Here is a 22,322-nt window from a genome sequence, read left to right as displayed (position 1 = left end):
GCCCCGGCAAGGCCGCTCAGACGTTCGCGAAGCCTTGCAGGAGCGGCACTGTGCGGTGTTACTTCTGAACGGCAGCGAACGCTTCGGCAACCCGTTGCAGGTTGGCCGGGCGCAGGCCGGACATGCACACCCGGCCGCTGTCGATCAGGTACACACCGAACTCGTCGCGCAGGCGGCGGACCTGCTCGACGCTGAAACCTGTGTAGCTGAACATGCCACGCTGGCGCAGGAAGAACTGGAAGTCCTGGCCTGGCAGCAACACGGCCAGCGCATCGACCAGGGCCTGGCGCATATCGAGAATGCGCTTGCGCATCACCTCGACTTCAGCGGCCCACTGCGCATTCAGCGCAGCATCGCCGAGCACACCGGCTACCAGCTGTGCGCCGAAGTTGGGCGGGCTGGAGTAGTTGCGGCGCACAGTCGCCTTGAGCTGGCCAAGCACGCTTTGGGTGGTGTCTTCATCGTCGCAGACCACCGACAGGCCCCCTACCCGCTCGCCATACAGCGAGAAGATCTTAGAGAACGAGTTGCTGACCAGGCACGGTACGCCGGCACGGGCCATTTCGCGGATGGCGTAGGCGTCTTCCACCAGGCCCTCGCCGAAGCCTTGGTAGGCGATGTCGAGGAACGGGATCAACTGGCGCGCCTTGACCACTTCCACCACGTGCTGCCACTGCTCCTGGGTAAGGTCGGCACCGGTGGGGTTATGGCAGCACGGATGCAGCAGCACGACGCTGTTGGCCGGCAGGGTCTGCAAAGTCGCCAGCATGCCATCGAAGTCCACGCCACGGCTGGCCTGGTCGAAGTACGGATAGCTGTGCACCTTGAACCCGGCACCTTCGAAGATGGCGCGGTGGTTGTCCCAGGTCGGGTTGCTGACCCAGACTTCGGAGGCAGGGAAGTAACGCTTGAGGAAATCGGCGCCGACCTTGAGCGCGCCGGAGCCGCCGACGGTCTGCACGGTCGCCACGCGCTTGCCGGTGACGGCTGGGTGATCGGCACCGAACAGCAGTGCCTGGATCGCCTGGCGGTAGCTGGCCAGGCCTTCCATCGGCAGGTACAGCGAAGCCTCGTGGGCCACGCCGGCGATGCGTTTTTCAACCGCATCCACCGCTTTGAGCTGCGGCACCACGCCGGCCTCATCGTAATAAAGGCCGATACTCAGGTTGACCTTGTCGGCGCGCGGGTCGGCCTTGAAGGTTTCCATCAACGAGAGGATCGGGTCGCCGGCATAGGCATCGACATGTTTGAACACAGCGTGCAGCTCCTTGGATCAGGACAGTTCGGAAAGGCTCAGGTGAGGATACCCGGACTCGGCGGGCAGGAACATCACCTATTGTGCAAGGTTGTCTATGCAAGATTGCACAGCGGGCATTTGCAGCGTGTCAGCCGGCCAGCGCCTTGAGCTCCTGCAGCTCAACCTCAGTCACCGCCACCCCTTCACGCTGTGCAATTTCCCGCTCCCGGTAGCGCCGCTCGCCCGGCATACGCGACAACCCCACCGCCTGCATCTGCTCGACCAGCTCCCGGCTGCGCTGCGCAAACCGGTCGCCTTCGGCTTTGCTCGGGTCGATGACGATGATCAGTTGCCCGGTCCACGGCGTTTTCGCCCCAGGGTGGCTCGCCCAGTCGAATTCCCAAGAGAAATGCCCACCGGTCAGCGCCGCCGCCAGCAACTCGACCATCATCGACAGTGCCGAGCCCTTGTGCCCGCCGAAGGGCAGCAGCGCACCGCCTTCCAGGATGGCCTTGGGGTCGGTGGTCGGCTGGCCATCGGCGTCCACGCCCATGCCCTCCGGCAGCTGCTGTCCAGCCCGCGCAGCGATCTGCACGTCACCATGGGCCATGGCGCTGGTGGCCATGTCAAAAACGATAGGGTCGTGCCCCGCACACGGCGCGGCAAAGGCAATCGGGTTGGTGCCGAACAACGGCTTGCGCGCACCGTGTGGCACAACACAGGTCATGCTGTTGACCACGCTCAGGGCTACCAGGCCCTCATCGGCAAACGGCTCCACATCGGGCCACAGCGCTGCGAAATGGTGGGAGTTGTGAATCGCCAGTACCGCGATGCCGGCACTACGGGCCTTCTCGACCAGCATTGCACGCGCCGCGGCCAGGGCCGGCTGGGCAAAGCCCCCGCCAGCGTCTACCCGAACAAAGCCCGCCGCCACGTCAGTCACCTGCGGTATGGCACAACCGTTCACCCAGCCGCTGGCCAGGGTCGAGACATAGCCAGGCATACGAAACACCCCGTGGCTATGGGCACCATCGCGCTGAGCGCTGGCGCAATTGTGGGCGAGCACGCCGGCCACCGCTGCACTGCAGCCGTGACGCTGGAAGATCGATTGCAACAACCCCTGCAGTTCGGCAAAAGGCATGCGCACGACGGGGTGGGTGGAAGGTGCAGACATCTGAAGCTCCTTTCTTGGAATTGGAATGGCAACAGCGTGGGCCGCGACAAAAACTTTCCCGCATGTGACAGCTATCTGTCAAATGTTGACTCTATGACAGAAAACATTCATTTTCTATTCACGCCTCGCCTGGAGCAACAGCATGAGCCAACCGATCAAACAACGCCTGGAACACAGCCTGCAAGCCGCGACTGCTTCAGGCCACAAGATCGCCAGCTACATGCTCGCCAATCTCCAGGAATTGCCGTTCCAGACCTCAGCCAGCATTGCCGCCAAGCTCGGCGTCAGCGAATCCAGTGTCGGGCGTTTCTGCCGCTCACTCGGTTATGCCCATCTCAAGGCGCTCAAGCAAGACCTTCAGAGCGACCTGGGTGATGGCCCATGGCTGGTGGGAGACCGCCTGCAGGAATACCGCCAGCAGCACGACGACAACACCCGCGCAGGCAGCCTTGAGCTGGAAATTGCCGCGTTGGTACGGGTGCACGAATACAGCCGCAGCGAGGCCTGGCACATAGCCGCCCAGCGCCTGGCAGACAGGCCGCGGGTATTCATTGCCGGTTTTCAGACCGAGCGTGGTGTGGCCCAGTGCATGGCCCACCTGCTGCACTACCTGCGCGACGGCGTCCAGGTGGTCGATGGCAGTGCCGGGCACTTCGGCGAGGTGCTGCTCGGGCGCCCGGAAAACAGCGCGCTGGTGGTGTTCGAGGCACGCCGTTATTCCCGCCATGCCTTGCTGCTGTGCCAGAAGGCACGCCAGGCCGGTATCCCGGTCACGCTGGTGACCGACACCTTCTGCGACTGGGCCGATGCCAATGCCGACGAGGTGTTCCGCATCCCCACCGAATTCAATCTGTTCTGGGAGTCCACCTCGGCAATGCTGTCGTGGGTGCACCTGATGGTCAACGAGGTCTGCAAGAAGCTCGGGCCTGATGTTGAAAAACGCTTGGAAGCGACTGCCGCTCTACATAACGAATTCGTCGGCTACACGACGGGAAAACAACAATAGCAAGAGTGCAAGAGGTGCGAGATGAACAAGACCATGGCTATGGTGGGTGCATGTGCCCTGCTGCTGGCGGCTAACGCCAGCGCCGAAACCCTGCGCTTCGCCACCGAAGGGGCCTACCCGCCCTTCAACTATGTGGATGCCGACAACCAGTTGCACGGTTTTGACATCGACATCACCCACGCCCTGTGCGAGCAGATGAAAGTCGAGTGCACCCTGGTGGCGCAAGACTGGGAAGGCATCATCCCGGCCTTGATGGCACGCAAGTACGATGCGGTGGTGGCTTCGATGATCGATACCGAGGAGCGCCGCAAGAAAATCGCCTTCACCGACCATTACTACCGCACGCCGCTGACCGTCGCCGTGGCCAAGGACAGCAAGATCAGTGATGCGCAGAACACCTTCGAAGGCTACACGGTGGGTGCCCAGTCGTCCTCGACCCAGGCGATCTATGCCGAAGATGTGTATGCCAAGGCGGGCGCTGACGTGAAGCTCTACCCGACCATGGACGAGGCCAATGCCGACCTCGCCGCCGGCCGCCTGGACGGGGTGATCGCCGACAAGTTCCCGCTGCACGAGTGGATGAACAAGAACGGCCAGGAATGCTGCAAGGTGCTGGGTGACGTGGCCGGCACCAAGGCTAATGCCGCCATCGCCGTGCGCAAGGACGATGAAGCACTGCGCCAGCGGCTGAATACCGCGTTGGCGCAAATCGTCGCCAACGGTACCTACCAGAAAATCGCCAGCAAGTACTTCGACTTCGATATCTACAACTGATTCCGCCTGCAACGACGCGCTCTCCCGAGCGGCCTTGTGTCGCGAAAGGACCGCAAAGCGGCCCCAGGCTTGTGCAGCGCCACCAGAACCTGTGGGGCTGCTGCGCAGCCCTTTCGCGACGCAAGGCCGCTCCTACAGCGCTCGCGCGTGGAGCAGTCAATTCTAGGGATATGTCATGCTCGATCAATTGTCCTTGCTGTCCTTCGCCAGTGGTGGCTGGGGCCAGGCGCTGCTGGCAGGCGCGCTGGTGACCGTGTCACTGGCCCTCGCCTGCCTGCCCATCGGCTTGCCACTGGGCCTTGTCGTGGCCCTGGCGGCGCGCTCGCGCAAGCGCCTGCCGCGTGCCTGGTCAACCACATTTTCCACCGTGTTCCGCGGCCTGCCCGAGCTGCTGACCCTGCTGATCATCTATTACGGTTGCCAGATCGCCGCACAGCAACTGCTGGCCGCCATGGGCTATCAAGGTGAGTTCCTGATCAATACGTTCCTCGCGGCGATGATCGCTTTCAGCCTGGTGTTCGCCGCCTTTTCCAGCGAGATCTGGCTGGCTGCTTTCAAGACCCTGCCCAAAGGCCAGCTGGAGGCCTGTGCGGCACTGGGCCTGGGCAAGCGCACCGCCTTCTTCAAGGTGGTACTGCCACAACTGACGCGCATCGCCCTGCCGGGGCTCTCCAACAACTGGCTGTCGTTGCTCAAGGATACCTCGCTGGTATCGACCATCTCGCTGGTCGACCTGATGCGCCAGACCAACCTTGCGGTCAGCGTGACCAAAGAGCCGATGTTCTTCTACGGGGTGGCCTGCCTGGGTTACCTGCTGTTCTCGGCGCTATCGGGGCGGGTGTTCGCCTACATCGAACGGCGCAGCAACCGCCACCTGCAAGGAGCACGCGCATGAGTGCCGAACAATGGCTGAGCCTGGTACTGGACCCCGACCTGCTGGAGCGCTACGGGCCACGGTTCATCGACGGGCTGCTGGTAACTGCCAAGCTGGTAGCGATTTCCTTCACCCTCGGCGCCATGCTCGGCCTGCTGCTGGCGCTGGCCCGGATGTCGCGCAACCTGCCGCTGCAGCGCCTGGCGGCCGGCTACATCTATTTCTTCCGTGGCTCCCCCCTGCTGGCACAACTGTTCCTGCTGTACTACGGGCTTGGGTCGTTGAAGGGGTTCTGGCAGGACGTCGGCCTCTGGTGGTTCTTCCGCGAAGCCTGGCTCTGCACCCTGCTGGCCTTCACCCTGAACACGGCCGCCTACCAGGCCGAAATCTTCCGCGGCAGCCTGATGGCCGTGGCGCCAGGGCAGTATGAAGCAGCCAGGGCTCTGAACCTCAAACGCTCCACCACCTTCTTCAAGGTCATCTTGCCGCAATCGTTGCTGGTGGCCATCGGCCCGCTGGGCAACGAACTGATCCTGATGATCAAGGCCAGCGCCATCGCCTCGCTGGTGACCATCTACGACCTGATGGGCGTGACCAAATTGGCGTTCTCGCGCAGCTTCGACTTCCAGATCTACCTGTGGGCCGCCGTCCTCTACCTGGTGATCGTCGAACTGGTGCGGCGCCTGCTGAAACACCTGGAGGCCCGCCTGGGCCGCCACCTGAACTGACCGAAGGATACAATCATGCATTGCCAGACCGTTGTCCTGGGCGCCGGTATCGTCGGCGTCAGCACCGCGCTGCATCTGCAGGCACGCGGGCGCCAGGTAATCCTGATCGACCGAAATGAACCCGGGTGCGGCACCAGCCATGGCAACGCCGGGCTGATCGAACGCTCCAGTGTCATCCCCTATGCGTTCCCCCGCCAATTCGGCAAGCTGCTGCGCTATGGCCTCAACCGCCAGCCGGACGTGCGCTACAGCCTGCTGCACTTGCCCAAGGCCGCGCCCTGGTTGCTGCGCTACTGGCGGCAGTCGGCACCGGGGCGGCTGGCCGGGGCCGCGGCCGACATGCTGCCGCTGGTACAACGCTGCGTAGAAGAGCACGACGCCCTGATCGCCGCCGCCGGCCTCGAAGGGCTGGTGCAGGCCAAGGGCTGGATCGAGGTGTACCGCGACCCGGCGTTGTTCGAGCAGGCCAAGGCCGAGGTCAAGGGCCTTGCGCGCTATGGCCTGCACTACGAACTGCTCGAACGCGGGCAACTGCAGGCACGCGAGCACCAGCTCGACAGCACCGTAGTCGGCGGCATCCATTGGCTCGACCCCAAGACCGTGAACGACCCCGGCGCCCTCACCCGTGGTTATGCTGCGCTGTTCGTCCAGCGCGGCGGGCAGTTCCTGCACGGTGATGCGCGCAGCCTGCGCCAGGTCGGCAGCCAATGGCGGGTCGAAAGCCAGCGCGGGCCGGTCACCGCCGACGAAGTGGTGGCGTGCCTTGGGCCGCAGTCGGCCGACCTTTATGAGCGCCTGGGCTACACGATCCCGCTGGGTATCAAGCGCGGCTACCACATGCACTACGCCACCCGTGACGGCGCTCAGTTGCAGCACTCGATCTGCGACACCCAGGGCGGCTACGTACTGGCGCCGATGGCCGCCGGCATACGCCTTACCACCGGCATCGAGTTCGCCGCCAGCAGCGCCCCAGGCAACGAAATTCAGCTCAAGCGCTGCGAAGCGCTGGCGCGCACATTGTTCCCGGCACTGGGTGAGCGCCTGGACGACACCCCCTGGCTGGGCCGTCGCCCCTGCCTGCCGGACATGCGCCCCGTGATCGGCCCGGCGCCACGGCACAAGGGCCTGTGGTTCAACTTCGGCCACGCGCACCACGGCCTGACGCTGGGCCCGGTCAGCGGTCGCCTGGTGGCTGAACTGCTCACCGGCGAGCACCCTTTCACCGACCCTGCGCCTTACAGCGCGGCACGTTTCAACTGACACCACGCGGGAGAACAACAACATGACCGCCCCTTTGAGCGTTGCCAGCCTTGCCCCTGAAAACGACCCACGCCCGGTGCTGATCCGCATCGAGGGCCTGAACAAGCACTATGGCGCTTTCCATGTATTGCGCGACATCGACCTGCAGGTGCGCGAAGGTGAACGCATCGTGCTGTGCGGCCCCTCCGGCTCAGGCAAGTCCACCTTGATCCGTTGCATCAACCGCCTGGAAATTGCCGAGCAAGGGAGCGTCCAGGTAGCCGGCACCGACCTGGCCAGCAGCACACGCCAGGCCGCCCAGGTACGCAGCGACATCGGCATGGTGTTCCAGCACTTCAACCTGTTCCCGCACATGAGCGTGCTCGACAACTGCCTGCTGGCTCCCACCAGCGTGCGCGGCCTGTCCCGCAAGGACGCTGAGGAGCGTGCCCGGATGTACCTGTGCAAGGTCGGCATCGAAAGCCAGGCGCACAAATACCCCAGCCAGCTCTCTGGCGGCCAGCAGCAGCGGGTGGCGATCGCCCGCGCCTTGTGCATGAAGCCGCGGATCATGCTGTTCGACGAGCCGACCTCGGCGCTGGACCCGGAAATGGTCGCTGAAGTGCTGGATGTTTTGGTGCAACTGGCGGGCACCGGCATGACCATGCTCTGTGTTACCCATGAAATGGGCTTTGCCAGGCAGGTTGCCGAGCGGGTGCTGTTCCTTGAAGGCGGGCAGATCATCGAAGACAGCCCGCCGCAGGTGTTCTTCAACCAGCCGCGCACTGCACGTGCCAAAAGTTTTCTGGCGCAGATCCTTCATTGAAGCCACTGCCCCCTTCATTGCACGGCTGCAATGACCCAACTGCGTCGTTAAATATAATTGACCTCGCCCCCTGTCAAACCCTTGCCGCCTGAGGCTCGCAAGGGTTTCAGCCCCCGAATTCAGGCGCTTCAGCCCATTTCAGTCGTTTGACATATCGAACGGCTCTGGCAAGCTATCTACAAGCCCCGACCGGCATCGTCGCCTCTGACGAGCCGGCAGTGCTCGGGGCTTCAGGTAGCACACCAGGCCCCGCGCCGTGCACCTGCACAACAACGGCAGGTCGAACCTGCCATAAGGTGACATATGTCCAACAGCAACATTGGCAACAAGCAACCTTCCCTGCGCAAACCCGTCGTCCTGATGACCATGGGCAGCCAAGAGCGCAAAGGCCATGACTACCAGGTCATGACCCACAAATACATCACCCCGCTGGTCGATTTCGCTGATTGCGTCCCGGTACTTGTGCCCACCTGCTGTGGCACCGAAGACCTCGAGACCTATCTGGACATGGCCGACGGCGTATACCTGACCGGTGCCGGCAGCAACATCGAGCCGAGCCTGTATGGCCAGGAAAACCAGACACCAGGCAAAGGCCAGGACGTCAACCGCGACCTGTTCGATATTCCGCTGGTCAAGGCCGCGCTTAAACGTGGCCTGCCCATCTTCGGCATCTGCCGCGGCATGCAGGAAATCAACGTCGCCCTGGGCGGCGATATCTACCAGAAGGTTTACGCCGAACCAGGCTACAACGACCACCGGGAAAACCCGGAAGATCCGGTCGACGTGCAATACGCTCAGGTGCATGGCGTGAAGATCAAGGCGGGCAGCTGGCTTCACGACGCCCTTGGCACCGACGAGATCCGCGTCAACTCGCTGCATGGCCAAGGCCTGCGTAACCTGGGTACCGGCATCGAACCGATCGCCCACGCCGAAGACGGCCTGGTCGAAGCGATTCACGCCCCGAGCATTTCGCCGTTCCTGTTCGCCGTACAGTGGCACCCGGAGTGGCAAGCGGCCAAGAACCCTGATTCGATCAAGATCTTCCAGGCCTTCGGCGATGCCTGCCGCGCCCAGGTGCGCAAATCCCAGATCAAGCGCCAACAGGCCGCCTGACACTCAGCTTCGTCAGTTTTGATCGCGGGGCGGCGCAAGGCCGCCCCCCGCTTCCCCGGTCACCCTCTGCTGGTCCCAGAACACTTCCCGTGGATGCGGGCGGCGGGCTTGCGCCTGTCTCCGCGATCGTTTTTCCCCTCCCGAGAGATACGATGACTGTTTAGATGGTTGTCGTCAGGTTTTCTGCGCCTGGGATATCGCGCGACGCCGCGCCCTACAATCCCGAGCCGCGCGCGATTCCGCCCCACCACAAATCCCCGATTGGCCACGTGCCCCAAAAATTTTCCACGGATGGACTAGTCATCACGCTAGTTGTACGATAACTTACCTCCAACGCAAAACAACACACTTCACCCAAGCGCCACAGGATGCCAACAACAATGAATCCACAAGAACTGAAATCCATCCTCTCCCACGGCCTGCTGTCTTTCCCGGTCACCGACTTCAATGCCCAGGGCGACTTCAACCAGGCTGGCTACATCAAGCGCCTGGAATGGCTTGCCCCGTACGGTGCCAGCGCCCTGTTCGCCGCCGGTGGCACCGGTGAGTTCTTCTCCCTGGCCGCCAGCGAGTACAGCCAGGTAATCAAGACCGCCGTCGACACCTGCGCCACGTCTGTACCGATCCTCGCCGGCGTCGGTGGCTCCACCCGCCAGGCCATCGAATACGCACAGGAAGCCGAGCGCTTGGGTGCCAAGGGCCTGCTGTTGCTGCCGCACTACCTGACCGAAGCCAGCCAGGACGGTGTCGCCGCCCACGTCGAAGCGGTGTGCAAATCGGTCAACATCGGGGTGGTGGTATACAACCGCAACGTTTGCCGCCTGAACGCCGACCTGCTGGAAAAGCTTGCCGAACGCTGCCCTAACCTGATCGGCTACAAGGACGGCCTGGGTGACATCGAACTGATGGTGTCGATCCGTCGCCGCCTGGGTGACCGTTTCAGCTACCTGGGTGGCCTGCCGACCGCCGAGGTGTATGCTGCCGCTTACAAAGCCCTGGGTGTGCCGGTGTACTCCTCGGCGGTGTTCAACTTCATTCCGAAGACCGCGATGGACTTCTACCACGCCATCGCCCGCGACGATCACGCCACCGTTGGCAAGCTGATTGACGACTTCTTCCTGCCGTACCTGGACATCCGCAACCGCAAGGCCGGTTATGCCGTGAGCATCGTCAAGGCAGGCGCGAAGATCGCCGGTTACGACGCAGGCCCGGTGCGCACGCCGCTGACCGACCTGACTGGCGAAGAATACGAAATGCTCGCAGCCCTGATGGACAAGATGGGCCCGCAATAAGCGGCCCCCGCGGCCTGCCATCGCCGCACCCGGAGTGGGCCACCCCACTCCGGCTACAACTCGTGAGCCCGCACAAAAATAACTAGTGGGAGTATTACCAGCATGCAAGCGACTAAAAAGACGCATGTGCGCTACCTGATCCTGTTCATGCTGTTCCTGGTGACCACGATCAACTATGCCGACCGCGCCACCATCGCCATTGCAGGCTCCAGCCTGCAGAAGGACCTCGGCATTGACGCCGTAACCCTCGGTTATATCTTCTCCGCCTTTGGATGGGCTTACGTTGCCGGCCAGATTCCTGGTGGCTGGCTGCTGGACCGCTTCGGCTCCAAGAATGTCTACGCCTTCAGCATTTTCACCTGGTCGCTGTTCACCCTGCTGCAGGGTTTTGTCGGCGGCCTGCCAGTGGCTTGGGCGGTCGTCACCTTGTTCACCCTGCGTTTTCTGGTTGGTTTTGCCGAAGCACCATCGTTCCCGGGTAACGCCCGCATCGTTGCGGCCTGGTTCCCCACGGCAGAACGCGGCACAGCATCGGCGATCTTCAACTCCGCGCAGTATTTCGCCACCGCACTGTTCGCCCCGATCATGGGTTGGATCGTGTTCAGCTTCGGCTGGGAACACGTATTCGTGGTGATGGGTGCACTGGGTATCGTGTTCTCCATGGTGTGGCTGAAGACCATCTACAACCCGCGCCAACACCCGCGCATCAGCCCGCAAGAACTCGAGCACATCGAGCAGAACGGCGGCCTGGTGGACATGGACCAGAAGCGCGGCAACGACGGCCCGAAATGGGGGTACATCAAGCAACTGCTGACCAGCCGTATGCTGCTGGGCGTGTACCTGGGCCAGTACTGCATCAACGCCATCACCTACTTCTTCCTGACCTGGTTCCCGGTGTACCTGGTGCAGGAGCGCGGCATGACCATCCTCAAGGCGGGCATCATCGCCTCGCTGCCGGCAATCTGCGGCTTCATCGGCGGAGTGCTCGGTGGGGTACTGTCTGACTGGCTGCTGCGCCGCGGCAATTCGCTGACCTTCTCGCGCAAGCTGCCGATCGTCTGTGGCCTGCTGCTGTCGACCACCATGGTCTTCTGCAACTATGTCGAGGCGGAATGGATGGTGGTCGGCTTCATGACCCTGGCCTTCTTCGGCAAGGGCATCGGCGCACTGGGCTGGGCCGTGGTCGCCGATACCTCGCCCAAGCAGATCGCAGGGCTGTCCGGCGGCCTGTTCAACACCTTCGGCAACATTGCTTCGATCACCACCCCGATCGTCATTGGTTACATCATCAGCGCAACCGGCTCGTTCAAGTGGGCGCTGGTGTACGTGGGCGCCAACGCCTTGGTAGCGGTGTTCAGCTACCTGGTCATCGTCGGGCCGATCAAACGTATCGAGTTGCGTGAGGATGCAAAGCCAGACGCTGAGCCTGCCGCCCCGGGCGAACTGGCCAGCGCACGTCACTGAGTGAACACGCCCGCGCCGGCAATCCCGGTGCGGGCGGATGTACAAAGCCTGAGACCATCACAAACAGGGCCCGAACATGCAGTTGATCGAACATTCCGACTCGCCCCGCTACGTCCGCCTGCACGACGACGATAACGTCGTGGTAGTGGTCAACGATGGCGGCCTGGGCGAAGGCGCGCGCTTCCCCGATGGGCTGACCCTTGTAGAAGGCGTGCCGCAGAGCCACAAAGTGGCCACCGTCCTCATCGCCAAAGGCGAGCCGGTGCGGCGCTATGGGCAGATCATCGGTTACGCCCTGGAAGACCTGCGCCAGGGCAGCTGGGTGCAGGAGAGCCAACTGGCCATGCCGTCTGCCCCGGAACTGGACAGCCTGCCGCGCTGCGATGCCGTACCTGCGCCCCTGCCTGCGCTGGATGGCTTCACCTTCGAGGGCTACCGCAATGCTGACGGCACCGTCGGTACCCGCAACATCCTGGGCATCACCACCACCGTTCAGTGTGTGACCGGTGTGCTGGAACATGCAGTCAAGCGCATCCGCAGCGAATTGCTGCCCAAATACCCCAATGTCGATGACGTGGTCGCCCTCACCCACAGCTATGGCTGCGGCGTGGCGATCAACGCCCGTGATGCCTACATCCCGATCCGCACCGTGCGCAACCTGGCACGCAACCCCAACCTGGGTGGCGAAGCGCTGGTCATCAGCCTGGGCTGCGAGAAACTGCAGGCCGGCCAGGTGATGCACGACAACGACCCTTCGGTAGACCTCAGCGAGCCCTGGCTGTATCGCCTGCAGGATGCCAGCCTTGGTTTCACTGAAATGATCGAGCAGATCATGGGCCTGGCCGAGACGCGCTTGCAGAAGCTCGACAAGCGCCGCCGCGAGACCGTACCGGCCAGTGAGCTGATCCTGGGCATGCAGTGTGGCGGCAGCGATGCATTCTCCGGCATCACCGCCAACCCGGCGCTGGGCTATGCCGCCGACCTGCTGGTGCGGGCCGGCGCTACTGTGCTGTTCTCGGAAGTGACCGAGGTGCGCGACGCCATCTACATGCTTACCTCCCGCGCTGAAAACCAGGCAGTCGCGGATGCGCTGGTGCGCGAAATGGACTGGTACGACCGCTACCTGCAGCAAGGTGCGGCCGACCGCAGCGCCAACACCACGCCAGGCAACAAGAAAGGCGGCCTGTCCAATATCGTTGAAAAATCCCTGGGCTCGATCGTCAAGTCCGGCAGTGGCGCCATCCAGGGCGTGCTCGGGCCGGGCGAGCGGGTAAACCGCAAAGGCCTGATCTTCTGCGCAACGCCCGCCAGCGACTTTGTCTGCGGCACCCTGCAGTTGGCGGCCGGGATGAACTTGCACGTATTCACCACTGGCCGCGGTACCCCGTACGGCCTGGCCATGGCACCGGTCGTCAAGGTGTGCACCCGCACCGAACTGGCCCAACGCTGGCCGGACCTGATCGACATCGACGCCGGGCGCATTGCCAGTGGCCGCTCAAGCATCGAGGAATTGGGCTGGGAGTTGTTCCACTACTACCTGGACGTGGCCAGCGGCCGCAAGCAGACCTGGGCAGAACAACACCGGCTGCACAACGACATCACCCTGTTCAATCCGGCGCCAATCACCTGATGGTTCGGCCTTGCCCGGTATTTCAATGGCACACGCCCGCCTGTAGTAGCTGGCTTGCCAGCTTCCACAGGTCATGCGACATCCACTGATCAACCCTTCCACACACAGGAGCACACCATGCCTGAGATTCTTGGCCACAACTTCATCGCCGGCCAGCGCAGCGCCGCTGGCGAGCAACGCCTGCAGAGCCTGGACGCCACCACTGGCGAGGCCCTGCCCTACAGCTTCGCCCAAGCCACCGAGGCCGAGGTGGACCAGGCGGCTCAAGCGGCGGCAGCGGCCTTTGCCGAATTCCGCCAGCTGGCCCCGGCACGTCGTGCCGAGTTCCTCGACGCCATTGCGGCGGAACTGGACGAGCTGGACGACGCCTTCGTCGCCGTGGTCTGCCGTGAAACCGCCCTGCCCGCCGGGCGCATCCAAGGTGAGCGAGGCCGCACCAGCGGTCAGATGCGCCTGTTCGCCCAGGTGCTGCGCCGTGGCGACTACCTCGGTGCACGCATCGACCTGGCCTTGCCCGAACGCCAGCCGTTGCCCCGCGTCGACCTGCGCCAGATGCGCATCGGCGTGGGCCCGGTCGCCGTGTTCGGCGCCAGCAACTTCCCGCTGGCCTTCTCCACCGCAGGCGGTGATACCGCTGCAGCCTTCGCCGCCGGTTGCCCGGTGGTGTTCAAGGCGCACAGCGGCCACATGGCCACGGCCGACCTGGTCGGTGCGGCCATCGTCCGCGCTGCCGAACGCACCGGTATGCCCAAGGGCGTATTCAACATGGTGTTTGGTGGTGGCGTCGGTGAGTGGCTGGTCAAGCATCCGGCCATCCAGGCGGTCGGCTTCACCGGCTCGCTCAAGGGCGGGGATGCACTGTGCCGCATGGCCGCCGAACGCCCGCAACCCATCCCGGTATTCGCCGAGATGTCCAGCATCAACCCAGTGATCATTCTGCCCGGCGCGCTGGCCAAGCGTGGCGACGCCATTGCCCGCGAACTGGCCGGCTCCGTGTGCCTGGGTGCTGGCCAGTTCTGTACCAACCCGGGCCTGGTGATCGGCCTGCAATCGCCACAGTTCAGCCAGTTGCTCGCCGACCTCGGCCAGCACCTGAACCAGCAAGCCGGCCAGACTCTGCTCAACGCCGGTGGTCTGCGCAGCTACGTGGGCGGCCTGGAGCACCTGCAGGCCCACGCCGGCATCGAACACCTGGCAGGCCAGCCTCAGGAAGGTAACCAGGCGCGGGCACAACTGTTCAAGGCTGATGCCCGTTTGCTGGTGGACGCCGACCCGCTGCTGCAGGAAGAAGTGTTCGGCCCGACTACCGTTGCCGTTGAAGCTCAGGACAACGCGCAGCTGCGCGCCGCCCTGCTCGGCCTGCGTGGTCAGCTGACTGCCACGCTGATCGGTGAGCCTGAAGACTTCGAAGCATTTGCCTGGCTGGTACCGCTGCTGGAGGAAAAGGTTGGCCGCATCCTGATCAATGGCTACCCGACCGGTGTGGAAGTGTGCGACGCCATGGTCCACGGTGGGCCTTACCCGGCCACCTCCGATGCCCGTGGTACATCCGTGGGCACCTTGGCCATCGACCGCTTCCTGCGCCCGGTGTGCTACCAGAACTACCCGCAGTCGCTACTGCCAGAGGCACTGCGTGACAACAACCCGCTGGGCCTGCGCCGCCTGGTGAATGGGCAGTGGAGTGACGGGGCGATCTGAATGCCCTGATGCAATAAAAAGCCCCGTATTTGCGGGGCTTTCTTTTGAGTCTTGCATTGGATTTACCGGCCCTATCGCCGGCAAGCCGGCTCACAAAGGTATCCCGCTGTTCTCAAGCTCAGCGCAAACCCAGTGAGAGCCGGCTTGCCGGCGATAGGGCCAGCAAAGCCATCGGTCAATTCAGACCCCTTGCGCCTCAGCCTCCGCATGCGCCTGGCGCAACCGCTCACGGCTGTTGCTCAGGTGCATGCGCATGGCCATCTTGGCCCCTTCGCTGTCGCTTCGGGCGATGGCTTCGTAGATCGCCTCGTGCTCATGCATCAATCGGCCCATGTAGTGCGCCTGGTCATCATGCGCCAGACGCGCCGAGTTGAGCCGGGTTCGCGGGATGATGCTGGTACCGAGGTGGTTGATGATGTCGGCAAAGTAGTGGTTGCCGCTGGCCTGGGCGATACGCAGGTGGAACTGGAAGTCCGCAGACACCGCATCCGTGGCATGGGCGGCACCCTCGTTGAGTTCGTCCAGCGCCGCACGCATGCCTGCCAGCTCTTCATCGCTGCGCCGTTGCGCCGCAAGGCCTGCCGACTCGATCTCCAGGGCGATGCGCAGCTCCAGTACCGCCAGCACCTCACGCAGCGTGACCACGGTGGCCGGGTCGATGCGAAAGCCCCCCGTGGCAGGCGTGTCCAGCACAAAGGTGCCGATGCCATGGCGGGTCTCGACCTGACCGGCGGCCTGCAGCCTCGAGATGGCCTCACGCACTACGGTGCGGCTGACGCCCTCCTCGGCCATGATCTGCGATTCGGTCGGCAACTTGTCGCCGCGCTTGAGCTGGCCGCTGCGAATACGCTCGGTCAGCACCGTGACCAGTTCCTGGGCCAGACTGCGCGGCTTGCGCCGGGTCTTTGCCTGTACCTGTTGCTCTGTCATGCCCTGTTTTTCACCTTGAAAGACAGCCGTCATGATAGCGCAAGCAGTTGTACGATCACATACACCAGACGCGGTATTTATCAACACAACGTCCCCGGCATAGGGGGATGGCAGAAATAAGGAGTGCGGCAGCGGACCTGCCTGCGAAGAGGCCAGGACAGACGGCATCCATCTCGGTACTGTATACGCATCGATTGGTCACTCCATGGAAGGAAAACCGCTGATGAAAACCTTCGACCGCTGCCTGCTCTGCTGCGGGCTGATCATCCCGCTCTGGCTGCTGCTTGGCGTTTGGTTCACCGCCCAAGCCTACCCGGGCTACGATCATCTGCAGCAGGCCATGAGCCAGCTAGGCGCGGTGGGCGCCCCAACCCAACGCTGGTCACCCCTGCTCAACAACTTCCCGCTCGCTGTGCTGTTTACCCTGTTCGCCTGGGGTCTGGCCCGGCGCTGGCGGGGCTCGAAGCTCGCCCTTGCCAGCGCGGCACTGGTACTGCTGCATGGGCTCGGCAGCCTGGGCACCGGCTTTTTTCCCTGCGATCAAGGCTGTGCGCCTGCGCAACCCTCCCTGTCCCAGCAACTGCACAACGTGTCCGGCTTGCTGATGTTTCTCTCGTTGACCCTGGCCAGTGCGCTTTGGGTATGGGCCGGCAAAGGCGTGGCTGGCTCGCGCGCCTTGGGGGCATTTTCACTAGTTTGTGTGGTGGCTGCGATAGCCAGTGCCACACTGATGGCCCAGGCGGCGCAGAACGGTCAGTTGTTCGGCCTTTACCAACGCCTGAACTATGCCGTCTCGGTGGTTTGGGTAGCCGGGCTTGCTCTGCACTGCCTGCGGCCGACGCTGGCAAATCGCCTGCGCATCGCCACCACGTGACCTGCAACGTGCTGGCCCCCGGGCACTTGAAGCGAAGGCAAACTCCCTTCTCCTTCAGATGCTTAGGACAGCAACATGCGAGTATTTCTAGCAACGGTGGCCGGCTGCCTGCTGGCCACGACTGCCTTCGGCGCCCAGGCCAGAGCGCTGAGCCAGAACGATCGCCATGTTTGTGGCTGGGGTTCGCAGATAGCCGCCGAGGCCCAGCAGGCCAAGCTTTCCGGTGTGACCTTGTATGCCACGCGCAAGAAACTACAAGTACGCCGGTTCGCCAAACCATGGATGCGCATGACCGCCTTCGGCATCACTGAACAGACGTACAACAGTCGCTCGCGGCTCAAGCCGGCAGCCATCAAGCAGACCTACTACGAGCAGTGCGTACAGCATGCAGTTGCAAAGCGATAAAACTATATATATCAGTAATTTATATAGCTTATTTAATGCTTTATCTGGAGCAGGTCAGCCCTAGCGCCGCCATGGCGGGCCCTCCTTGAACTGCTCCGCGACCCATGCCTTGAACGCCCCCAACGAGGCCGTGTTCAAGCGTGCCGATGGTCGCACCAGATAGATCCCGGCCGCCGCATCCAACTCCCATTGCGCAAGTACCCGCACCAGGCGACCGGCGGCCAGGTCCTCGCCCATCAACCAGTCACCGCCAGCGAGTATGCCTACGCCACGACGCGCCGCCTCTAACAGGGCTTCGTTGTCGTTGCCGCGCAATGACCCACTGATCTTCACACTCACCTGAAGGTTTCCACGGGTGAGCCGCCATTCAGGAAATGATCGTAAGCCACTGAACCCCAAGCAATTGTGTTTTGACAAATCTTCTGGTTTTGTCGGTTCGCCCTGGCGCGACAAGTAGTCCGGTGAGGCGCAGAGGATGCGGACGTGATCACAGAGCTTAGTGGCCACCAGGCGGTTGTCGGCCAGTTCACCGATGCGTATCGCAGCATCAAAACCTTCCCCAACCAGGTCGACGAAGCGGTCGGCATACTCGGCTTCCAGGGTCACCTGCGGATGGGCCAGGACAAAGTCCGCCAGCATGCCGCTCAACCAACGCCGTCCCATCGCCGCAGGTAGGGCCAGGCGCAGGCGCCCGCGCACCGACGCCGCACCCTCGGTGGCCTCCTCCTCTGCCTCTGTTATCAGCCGGCTGGCCTCGCGCACTCGCACCACCAGGCGTTCGCCCTCATCGGTGAAGCGCAGTTGCCGAGTTGTGCGTTCCACCAGGCGAATGCCAAGGCGCTGTTCCAGTGCGCTGAGGCGTTTGGACAATACCGTGGGGTGGCGCGCCAACTGCCGGCCGGCGGCCGAGAAAGAGCCCTGCTCGTGCAGGGCCAGCAAGGTGGCAAGTTCATCGGCGCGGCGGCTGTCAAAGGCGTCCATGGCAAGGCTCTGTGGCTGGGTCAGTCAGGTGGTGAGAATCAGCGCCCCTTCCGACAGCCCCTGCTCCAGGTCTTCGTGGGCCCTGGCTGCTTCGGCCAACGGGTAGCGGCGCCATACCCGTGGCTGGATGATACCTTCGGCGACTGCCGACAGCACGTCGCCTGCGCGCTGCTGGTATTCCTCCACTGTGCGGGTATGGGCGGCCAGCGATGGCCGGGTCACGTACAACGAGCCTTTAGCGTTGAGGGTGCCAACCTCGATCGCTGCCGGGGTGCCCGTGGTCGCACCGAACGATACCAGCAGCCCACGCAGGCGCAGGCTGTCCAGGGACGCTTGCAGCGAGACCTTGCCGACACTGTCATACACCACATCCACGCCTTGGCCCCGGGTGAGTTCATGCACCTGACCAGCCAGCGTCGCAGCATCGAATACCAGCACATGGTGGCAACCCGCTGCCTGCGCGCGCGCCATGCTTTGCGCTCGGGATACCACGCCAATCACCGTTGCGCCCAGGTGCCGCGCCCACGGTACCATCAACTGGCCAAGCGCACCGGCGGCGCCATAAAGCAGAATCTGGGTGCCGGGCCCGACCGGGTAAGTCGTCTTGAGCAGGTATTGTGCGGTGATACCCTTGAACAGGATGGCAGCGGCAGCTTCATCGCTTACCTCGTCCGGCAGATGCACCAGACGCTCGGCAGGATACAACCGGCCGCTCGCATAGCCGCCCACAGGGCCTGTGGCATAACCGACACGGTCGCCGACCTGAACATTGTGTACACCCTCACCCATCGCGACGACGCGCCCGGCACCTTCCAGGCCTAGCCCCGATGGCAGCAGCAGCGGCGCACCGCCTTGGCGCTGCAGCACATCCAGCGGATTGACGCCTATGGCGGTTTGCTCCAGCCAGACCTCGCCAGGCCCTGGTCGTTGGATTTGCAGGGGTTGCAGGCGCATGACGTCGGTAGCGCCGGTAGCGCTCAACACAATTCGGGTCGCCATGTTCGATTCCTTGAGGGAGTGAAAGACCGACTCAGGCTAATTAGTCGGCAGGAATCGAACAATCAGGTTGGGTGCAGATGATTCCTGCACCCGATGAAGCAAAATGTTATCAGCAGCCCGTCAGTGCCGCTGGCCGGCGCTCACCGGCAAAGAACAATGGGCGCAGACGCACGCCAATGATGTTCCCGGTGTAGGCCGCAACCAGCCACAGCCAGCCATGCACGCTACCCGAAGCGATGCCGCTGAAGTAAGCGCCAATGTTGCAGCCATAAGCCAGGCGCGAACCGTAGCCCAGCAGCAGGCCACCGATCACTGCGGCTACCAGCGAGCGAAGCGGGATGTTCAGGCTCGGGGCAAAACGCCCCGCCAGGCCAGCCGCCAGCAGCGCACCCAGCACGATGCCAAGGTCCATGACGGTGGTCACGTCTTGCCACAGCGGCGCTGCCAGCGCCTTGGCGTTGGCCGGCGCCTGCCAGAACACCCAGCTGCCGACGTCCACACCCAGGCTGGAGAGGGTCTTGGCGCCCCACAGGGCAAATGCGGAGGTAATGCCCCACGGGCGCCCGGCCAGGGCCAGGGTGGCGTAGTTCAGCAAGGCCAGGGCAATAGCGCCCCACAGCAACGGCCATGGGCCACGCATGAAGCGTCGCAGGCCCTGGTGTTCACTGCTCACGGGGGCTTCCAGGGCGCCATGGCGGCGCTTTTCCAGTACCACCGTGGCCAAGGCGATCAGCGCGAACACCGCCACGCTGGCCAGCAGCGCCGGCGCTACCCCCCAGGCCTGGACGATCGAGGTGGCCGGCAACGATGGCAAGGCGAACCACCAGTCAGCATGGTGCGTGGCAGTGACCGAGCCGATGATGAAGAACAGCAGCGTCACCAGCATTCTGGCGTTGCCTCCGCCGACGGTGAACAGCGTGCCCGAGGCACAACCGCCGCCCAGTTGCATGCCGATACCGAAGATGAACGCGCCAAACACCACAGAAACCCCGGCTGGCGCCACCAGCCCGGTCACCGGGTTGCCAAACAGGCTGCCAGCCGACAACGCCGGGAAGAACAGCAGCACGGCCAGGGTCAGCATGACCATCTGCGCACGCAGGCCGGCGCCTCGTCGTTCGTTGATGAATACGCGCCAGGCCGAGGTGAAACCGAACGCTGCGTGGTAGAGCGTCAGCCCCAGGGCGGCGCCGACGATCAGCAGCAGTACCTGCTTGAACCCGGCATTGAGGTTGAGGAACCAGGCACCAGCCAGCAGCAGGGCCAAGGCAATCAAGGGGGCGCCCAGGCGGCGCGATTCGGGTGTTGCGGTTGCGGAAAGACCCATCGGAATGCTCGGATTACTGTAAAACGGGGGGCGATTATAGCGCCAGGGTTCGATCAATGCTGCTTTGGGTGGCTTTCATCTGTGGCAGGGGGGCTGCGCGCTCGGCAGTGCGCACATCTGTTAGGCTGATACGAAGCCCCCAAAAGCCAACCTGGCCATTCGCACCATGGATGAACTGCGCAAGATCGACCTCAACCTGCTGCTGGCCCTGCATGCACTGCTCAGCGAAAAACACGTGACCCGCGCTGCCATCCGCCTGCACCGCAGCCAACCGGCAGTCAGCCATGCCTTGGCGCAACTGCGCGCACATTTCGACGACCCGCTGCTGATCCGCCAGAACGGCCACATGGCCCTGACCGCACGCGCCCAGTCCCTCATCAAACCCTTGCAGGACGCGCTGGGCAGCCTCAACAGCCTGCTGGCCACACCACGCTTCGAACCCGCTCTGGCTCAGCGCAGGTTCCGCCTGTCGTTGTCCGATTACGCCTCGCGGATCATCCTGCCGCCACTGGTCCGTCACCTGCGCCAGGCAGCACCGGGCGTAGACCTTGCCATCAGCCAGGCCAGCCGCGAGGCGATGATGGCGCAGTTGCTCGATGGCGAACTTGACCTCGCCTTGGGCATCTTCCCCGAGCTGCCGCAGGGCATTACCGCACAGACACTGTTCGAGGACAGCTTCGTCAGCATCGCCGACCGCCAGGTGCTGCCGGCCAAAGGTGGCCTTGCCCTGGATGACTGGCTGGCACGGCCGCACGTGCTCATGGCCATGCGCCCGGACGCCCATGACGAGATCGAGCGCGCGCTGGGTGAACGGGGCCTGCGCCGGCGCATTGCCCTGGCGCTGCCGCACTGGAGCGCCGCCGTCGAAGTGCTCGGCGGCACCGACCTGATCCTTACCGTGGCCAAGCGCGCGGTGGGCCCGATGCGGCCACACAAGGGCCTGCGCCAGTTCGCTCCGCCCTTGCCAATTCCGAACCTGGCCTATCAGCAGGCATGGCACACCAGAAAAGACAGTGATCCAGGGCATCGCTGGCTGCGGGAGACGGTCTGGGCCTGTTGCCAGCCCGGTCGCTGATCAGCCTTCGGGCTGTTTGACGATGGCCGTCTTGGCAGCCGCCGGGCTTGCGGCCCAGGTGCTCTGCACCAGGAACACCCCAACGAGTATCAGAACCACCCCCGCAAGCCTTGGCAGGCTCACCGGTTTGCTGGCAACGCCCATCAGGCCGAAGTGGTCGACAATCACCGACGTCAGAATCTGCCCCGCCACCACCAGCACCAGAAAGCCCGCAGTGCCAAGCTTGGGGGTCAAGGCGGCGGCAGCGGCGACGTACAGTGCGCCAAGCACCCCGCCGATCCACAGCCACCATGGGCCTTGCAATGCTTTGCCCAGGTCAGGCAGCGGTACCCGCAAAACCAGCAAGGCTGCGATGACCACAATGGAACTGACCGTCAATGATGTGAACGCGCCCCAAAGCCAGTGCCCGAGCGCACGACCGACGGCCGCGTTGCTGGCGGCCTGGTAGGGCAGCACGACTCCGGCGAGCAGCGCCAAAACCAAGGGAAGAAACGCAATAAGCAGGGCCTTGTTAGGCATGGATGCACTCATCTGAAGACAGGGTCGGTACATCATCTGAAAATCGACGGGCGTTATGGAAATCGAAATCCTGCACTCAGATTATTCGCCACATGGATGATGGATACCGATCGATGACGCCGGCCTTTTCGCGAGGTCGCCCGCGAAAAGGCCGGCGAGA

General features: G+C 63.5%; 21 protein-coding genes. 14 read left to right on the top strand and 7 right to left on the bottom strand.

What is annotated here, in order from left to right; genetic code table 11:
• Positions 1-58: 58 nt before the first annotated feature.
• A complete protein-coding gene (locus tag ACMGGN_RS08385; RefSeq protein WP_115274683.1) occupies positions 59-1,255 on the bottom strand; it encodes an aromatic amino acid transaminase in 1,197 nt (398 codons plus the stop codon).
• A 130-nt stretch (positions 1,256-1,385) separates the two neighbouring features.
• Positions 1,386-2,411: an Ldh family oxidoreductase gene (locus tag ACMGGN_RS08380; RefSeq protein ID WP_115274682.1), complete on the bottom strand. Its 1,026-nt coding sequence runs from the start codon at positions 2,409-2,411 to the stop codon at positions 1,386-1,388.
• A 142-nt stretch (positions 2,412-2,553) separates the two neighbouring features.
• On the opposite strand from ACMGGN_RS08380, the gene ACMGGN_RS08375 reads away from it, so the two are divergent.
• From ACMGGN_RS08375 to ACMGGN_RS08325, 11 genes are all read left to right on the top strand, one after another.
• Positions 2,554-3,417 (top strand): MurR/RpiR family transcriptional regulator, encoded by an 864-nt coding sequence (locus tag ACMGGN_RS08375; RefSeq protein ID WP_046786084.1) that lies wholly within the window; start codon positions 2,554-2,556, stop codon positions 3,415-3,417.
• A 21-nt stretch (positions 3,418-3,438) separates the two neighbouring features.
• A complete protein-coding gene (locus ACMGGN_RS08370) occupies positions 3,439-4,191 on the top strand; it encodes a transporter substrate-binding domain-containing protein (RefSeq protein WP_115274681.1) in 753 nt (250 codons plus the stop codon).
• Between the two features lie 175 nt (positions 4,192-4,366).
• Entirely contained in the window at positions 4,367-5,086 is a 720-nt protein-coding gene (locus ACMGGN_RS08365; RefSeq protein ID WP_046786082.1) for an ABC transporter permease, read from the top strand.
• Positions 5,083-5,793 (top strand): ABC transporter permease, encoded by a 711-nt coding sequence (locus tag ACMGGN_RS08360; RefSeq protein ID WP_046786081.1) that lies wholly within the window; start codon positions 5,083-5,085, stop codon positions 5,791-5,793. Before ACMGGN_RS08365 ends, ACMGGN_RS08360 begins: the two co-directional genes overlap by 4 nt.
• A gap of 15 nt (positions 5,794-5,808) precedes the next feature.
• Positions 5,809-7,053, top strand: coding sequence for an NAD(P)/FAD-dependent oxidoreductase (locus ACMGGN_RS08355; RefSeq protein WP_174141137.1), 1,245 nt, complete (start codon positions 5,809-5,811; stop codon positions 7,051-7,053).
• Between the two features lie 22 nt (positions 7,054-7,075).
• On the top strand, positions 7,076-7,858 hold the full coding sequence (locus tag ACMGGN_RS08350; RefSeq protein ID WP_046786079.1) for an amino acid ABC transporter ATP-binding protein: 783 nt from the start codon (positions 7,076-7,078) through the stop codon (positions 7,856-7,858).
• A gap of 303 nt (positions 7,859-8,161) precedes the next feature.
• The gene (locus tag ACMGGN_RS08345) at positions 8,162-8,971 is read left to right on the top strand and encodes a gamma-glutamyl-gamma-aminobutyrate hydrolase family protein (protein ID WP_046786078.1); all 810 of its coding nucleotides are present in this window, start codon (positions 8,162-8,164) and stop codon (positions 8,969-8,971) included.
• A 380-nt stretch (positions 8,972-9,351) separates the two neighbouring features.
• Positions 9,352-10,263 carry a 5-dehydro-4-deoxyglucarate dehydratase gene (gene kdgD, locus ACMGGN_RS08340; RefSeq protein WP_046786077.1) on the top strand — a complete coding sequence of 304 codons (912 nt, stop codon included), beginning with the start codon at positions 9,352-9,354 and terminating at the stop codon, positions 10,261-10,263.
• 102 nt (positions 10,264-10,365) lie between these two features.
• A complete protein-coding gene (locus tag ACMGGN_RS08335) occupies positions 10,366-11,727 on the top strand; it encodes an MFS transporter (protein WP_012314665.1) in 1,362 nt (453 codons plus the stop codon).
• 76 nt (positions 11,728-11,803) lie between these two features.
• The gene (gene garD, locus ACMGGN_RS08330; RefSeq protein ID WP_119687096.1) at positions 11,804-13,357 is read left to right on the top strand and encodes a galactarate dehydratase; all 1,554 of its coding nucleotides are present in this window, start codon (positions 11,804-11,806) and stop codon (positions 13,355-13,357) included.
• Positions 13,358-13,474: 117 nt separating this feature from the next.
• Positions 13,475-15,055, top strand: a complete 1,581-nt coding sequence (locus ACMGGN_RS08325) for an aldehyde dehydrogenase (NADP(+)) (protein WP_174141134.1) — start codon at positions 13,475-13,477, stop codon at positions 15,053-15,055.
• Between the two features lie 180 nt (positions 15,056-15,235).
• Here ACMGGN_RS08325 and ACMGGN_RS08320 read toward each other — a convergent pair whose 3' ends face one another.
• Positions 15,236-15,985, bottom strand: coding sequence for a FadR/GntR family transcriptional regulator (locus ACMGGN_RS08320; RefSeq protein WP_046786073.1), 750 nt, complete (start codon positions 15,983-15,985; stop codon positions 15,236-15,238).
• Positions 15,986-16,208: 223 nt separating this feature from the next.
• On the opposite strand from ACMGGN_RS08320, the gene ACMGGN_RS08315 reads away from it, so the two are divergent.
• Both ACMGGN_RS08315 and ACMGGN_RS08310 read left to right on the top strand, forming a co-directional pair.
• Positions 16,209-16,859 (top strand): DUF998 domain-containing protein, encoded by a 651-nt coding sequence (locus ACMGGN_RS08315; RefSeq protein ID WP_174141133.1) that lies wholly within the window; start codon positions 16,209-16,211, stop codon positions 16,857-16,859.
• A 75-nt stretch (positions 16,860-16,934) separates the two neighbouring features.
• Entirely contained in the window at positions 16,935-17,264 is a 330-nt protein-coding gene (locus ACMGGN_RS08310) for a hypothetical protein (RefSeq protein WP_046786072.1), read from the top strand.
• Positions 17,265-17,324: 60 nt separating this feature from the next.
• Here the strand turns inward: ACMGGN_RS08310 and ACMGGN_RS08305 are convergent, their stop codons facing one another.
• The 3 genes from ACMGGN_RS08305 to ACMGGN_RS08295 form a co-directional block, all read right to left on the bottom strand.
• Positions 17,325-18,245 (bottom strand): LysR family transcriptional regulator, encoded by a 921-nt coding sequence (locus ACMGGN_RS08305; protein WP_174141132.1) that lies wholly within the window; start codon positions 18,243-18,245, stop codon positions 17,325-17,327.
• Positions 18,246-18,269: 24 nt separating this feature from the next.
• A complete protein-coding gene (locus tag ACMGGN_RS08300; protein WP_174141131.1) occupies positions 18,270-19,244 on the bottom strand; it encodes a quinone oxidoreductase family protein in 975 nt (324 codons plus the stop codon).
• A 109-nt stretch (positions 19,245-19,353) separates the two neighbouring features.
• Positions 19,354-20,568: a YeeE/YedE family protein gene (locus ACMGGN_RS08295; protein ID WP_414156661.1), complete on the bottom strand. Its 1,215-nt coding sequence runs from the start codon at positions 20,566-20,568 to the stop codon at positions 19,354-19,356.
• A 166-nt stretch (positions 20,569-20,734) separates the two neighbouring features.
• Between ACMGGN_RS08295 and ACMGGN_RS08290 the strand changes: the two genes are divergently transcribed.
• Positions 20,735-21,643, top strand: coding sequence for a LysR family transcriptional regulator (locus tag ACMGGN_RS08290; protein ID WP_125924884.1), 909 nt, complete (start codon positions 20,735-20,737; stop codon positions 21,641-21,643).
• Here the strand turns inward: ACMGGN_RS08290 and ACMGGN_RS08285 are convergent, their stop codons facing one another.
• Positions 21,644-22,162, bottom strand: coding sequence for a DMT family transporter (locus tag ACMGGN_RS08285; RefSeq protein ID WP_046786069.1), 519 nt, complete (start codon positions 22,160-22,162; stop codon positions 21,644-21,646).
• Between the last annotated feature and the right edge of the window lie 160 nt (positions 22,163-22,322).

Source organism: Pseudomonas sp. BNK-30, assembly GCF_047456185.1.
Lineage (GTDB): Bacteria > Pseudomonadota > Gammaproteobacteria > Pseudomonadales > Pseudomonadaceae > Aquipseudomonas > Aquipseudomonas putida_E.
This window is presented reverse-complemented; position numbering and strand designations above follow the sequence as displayed.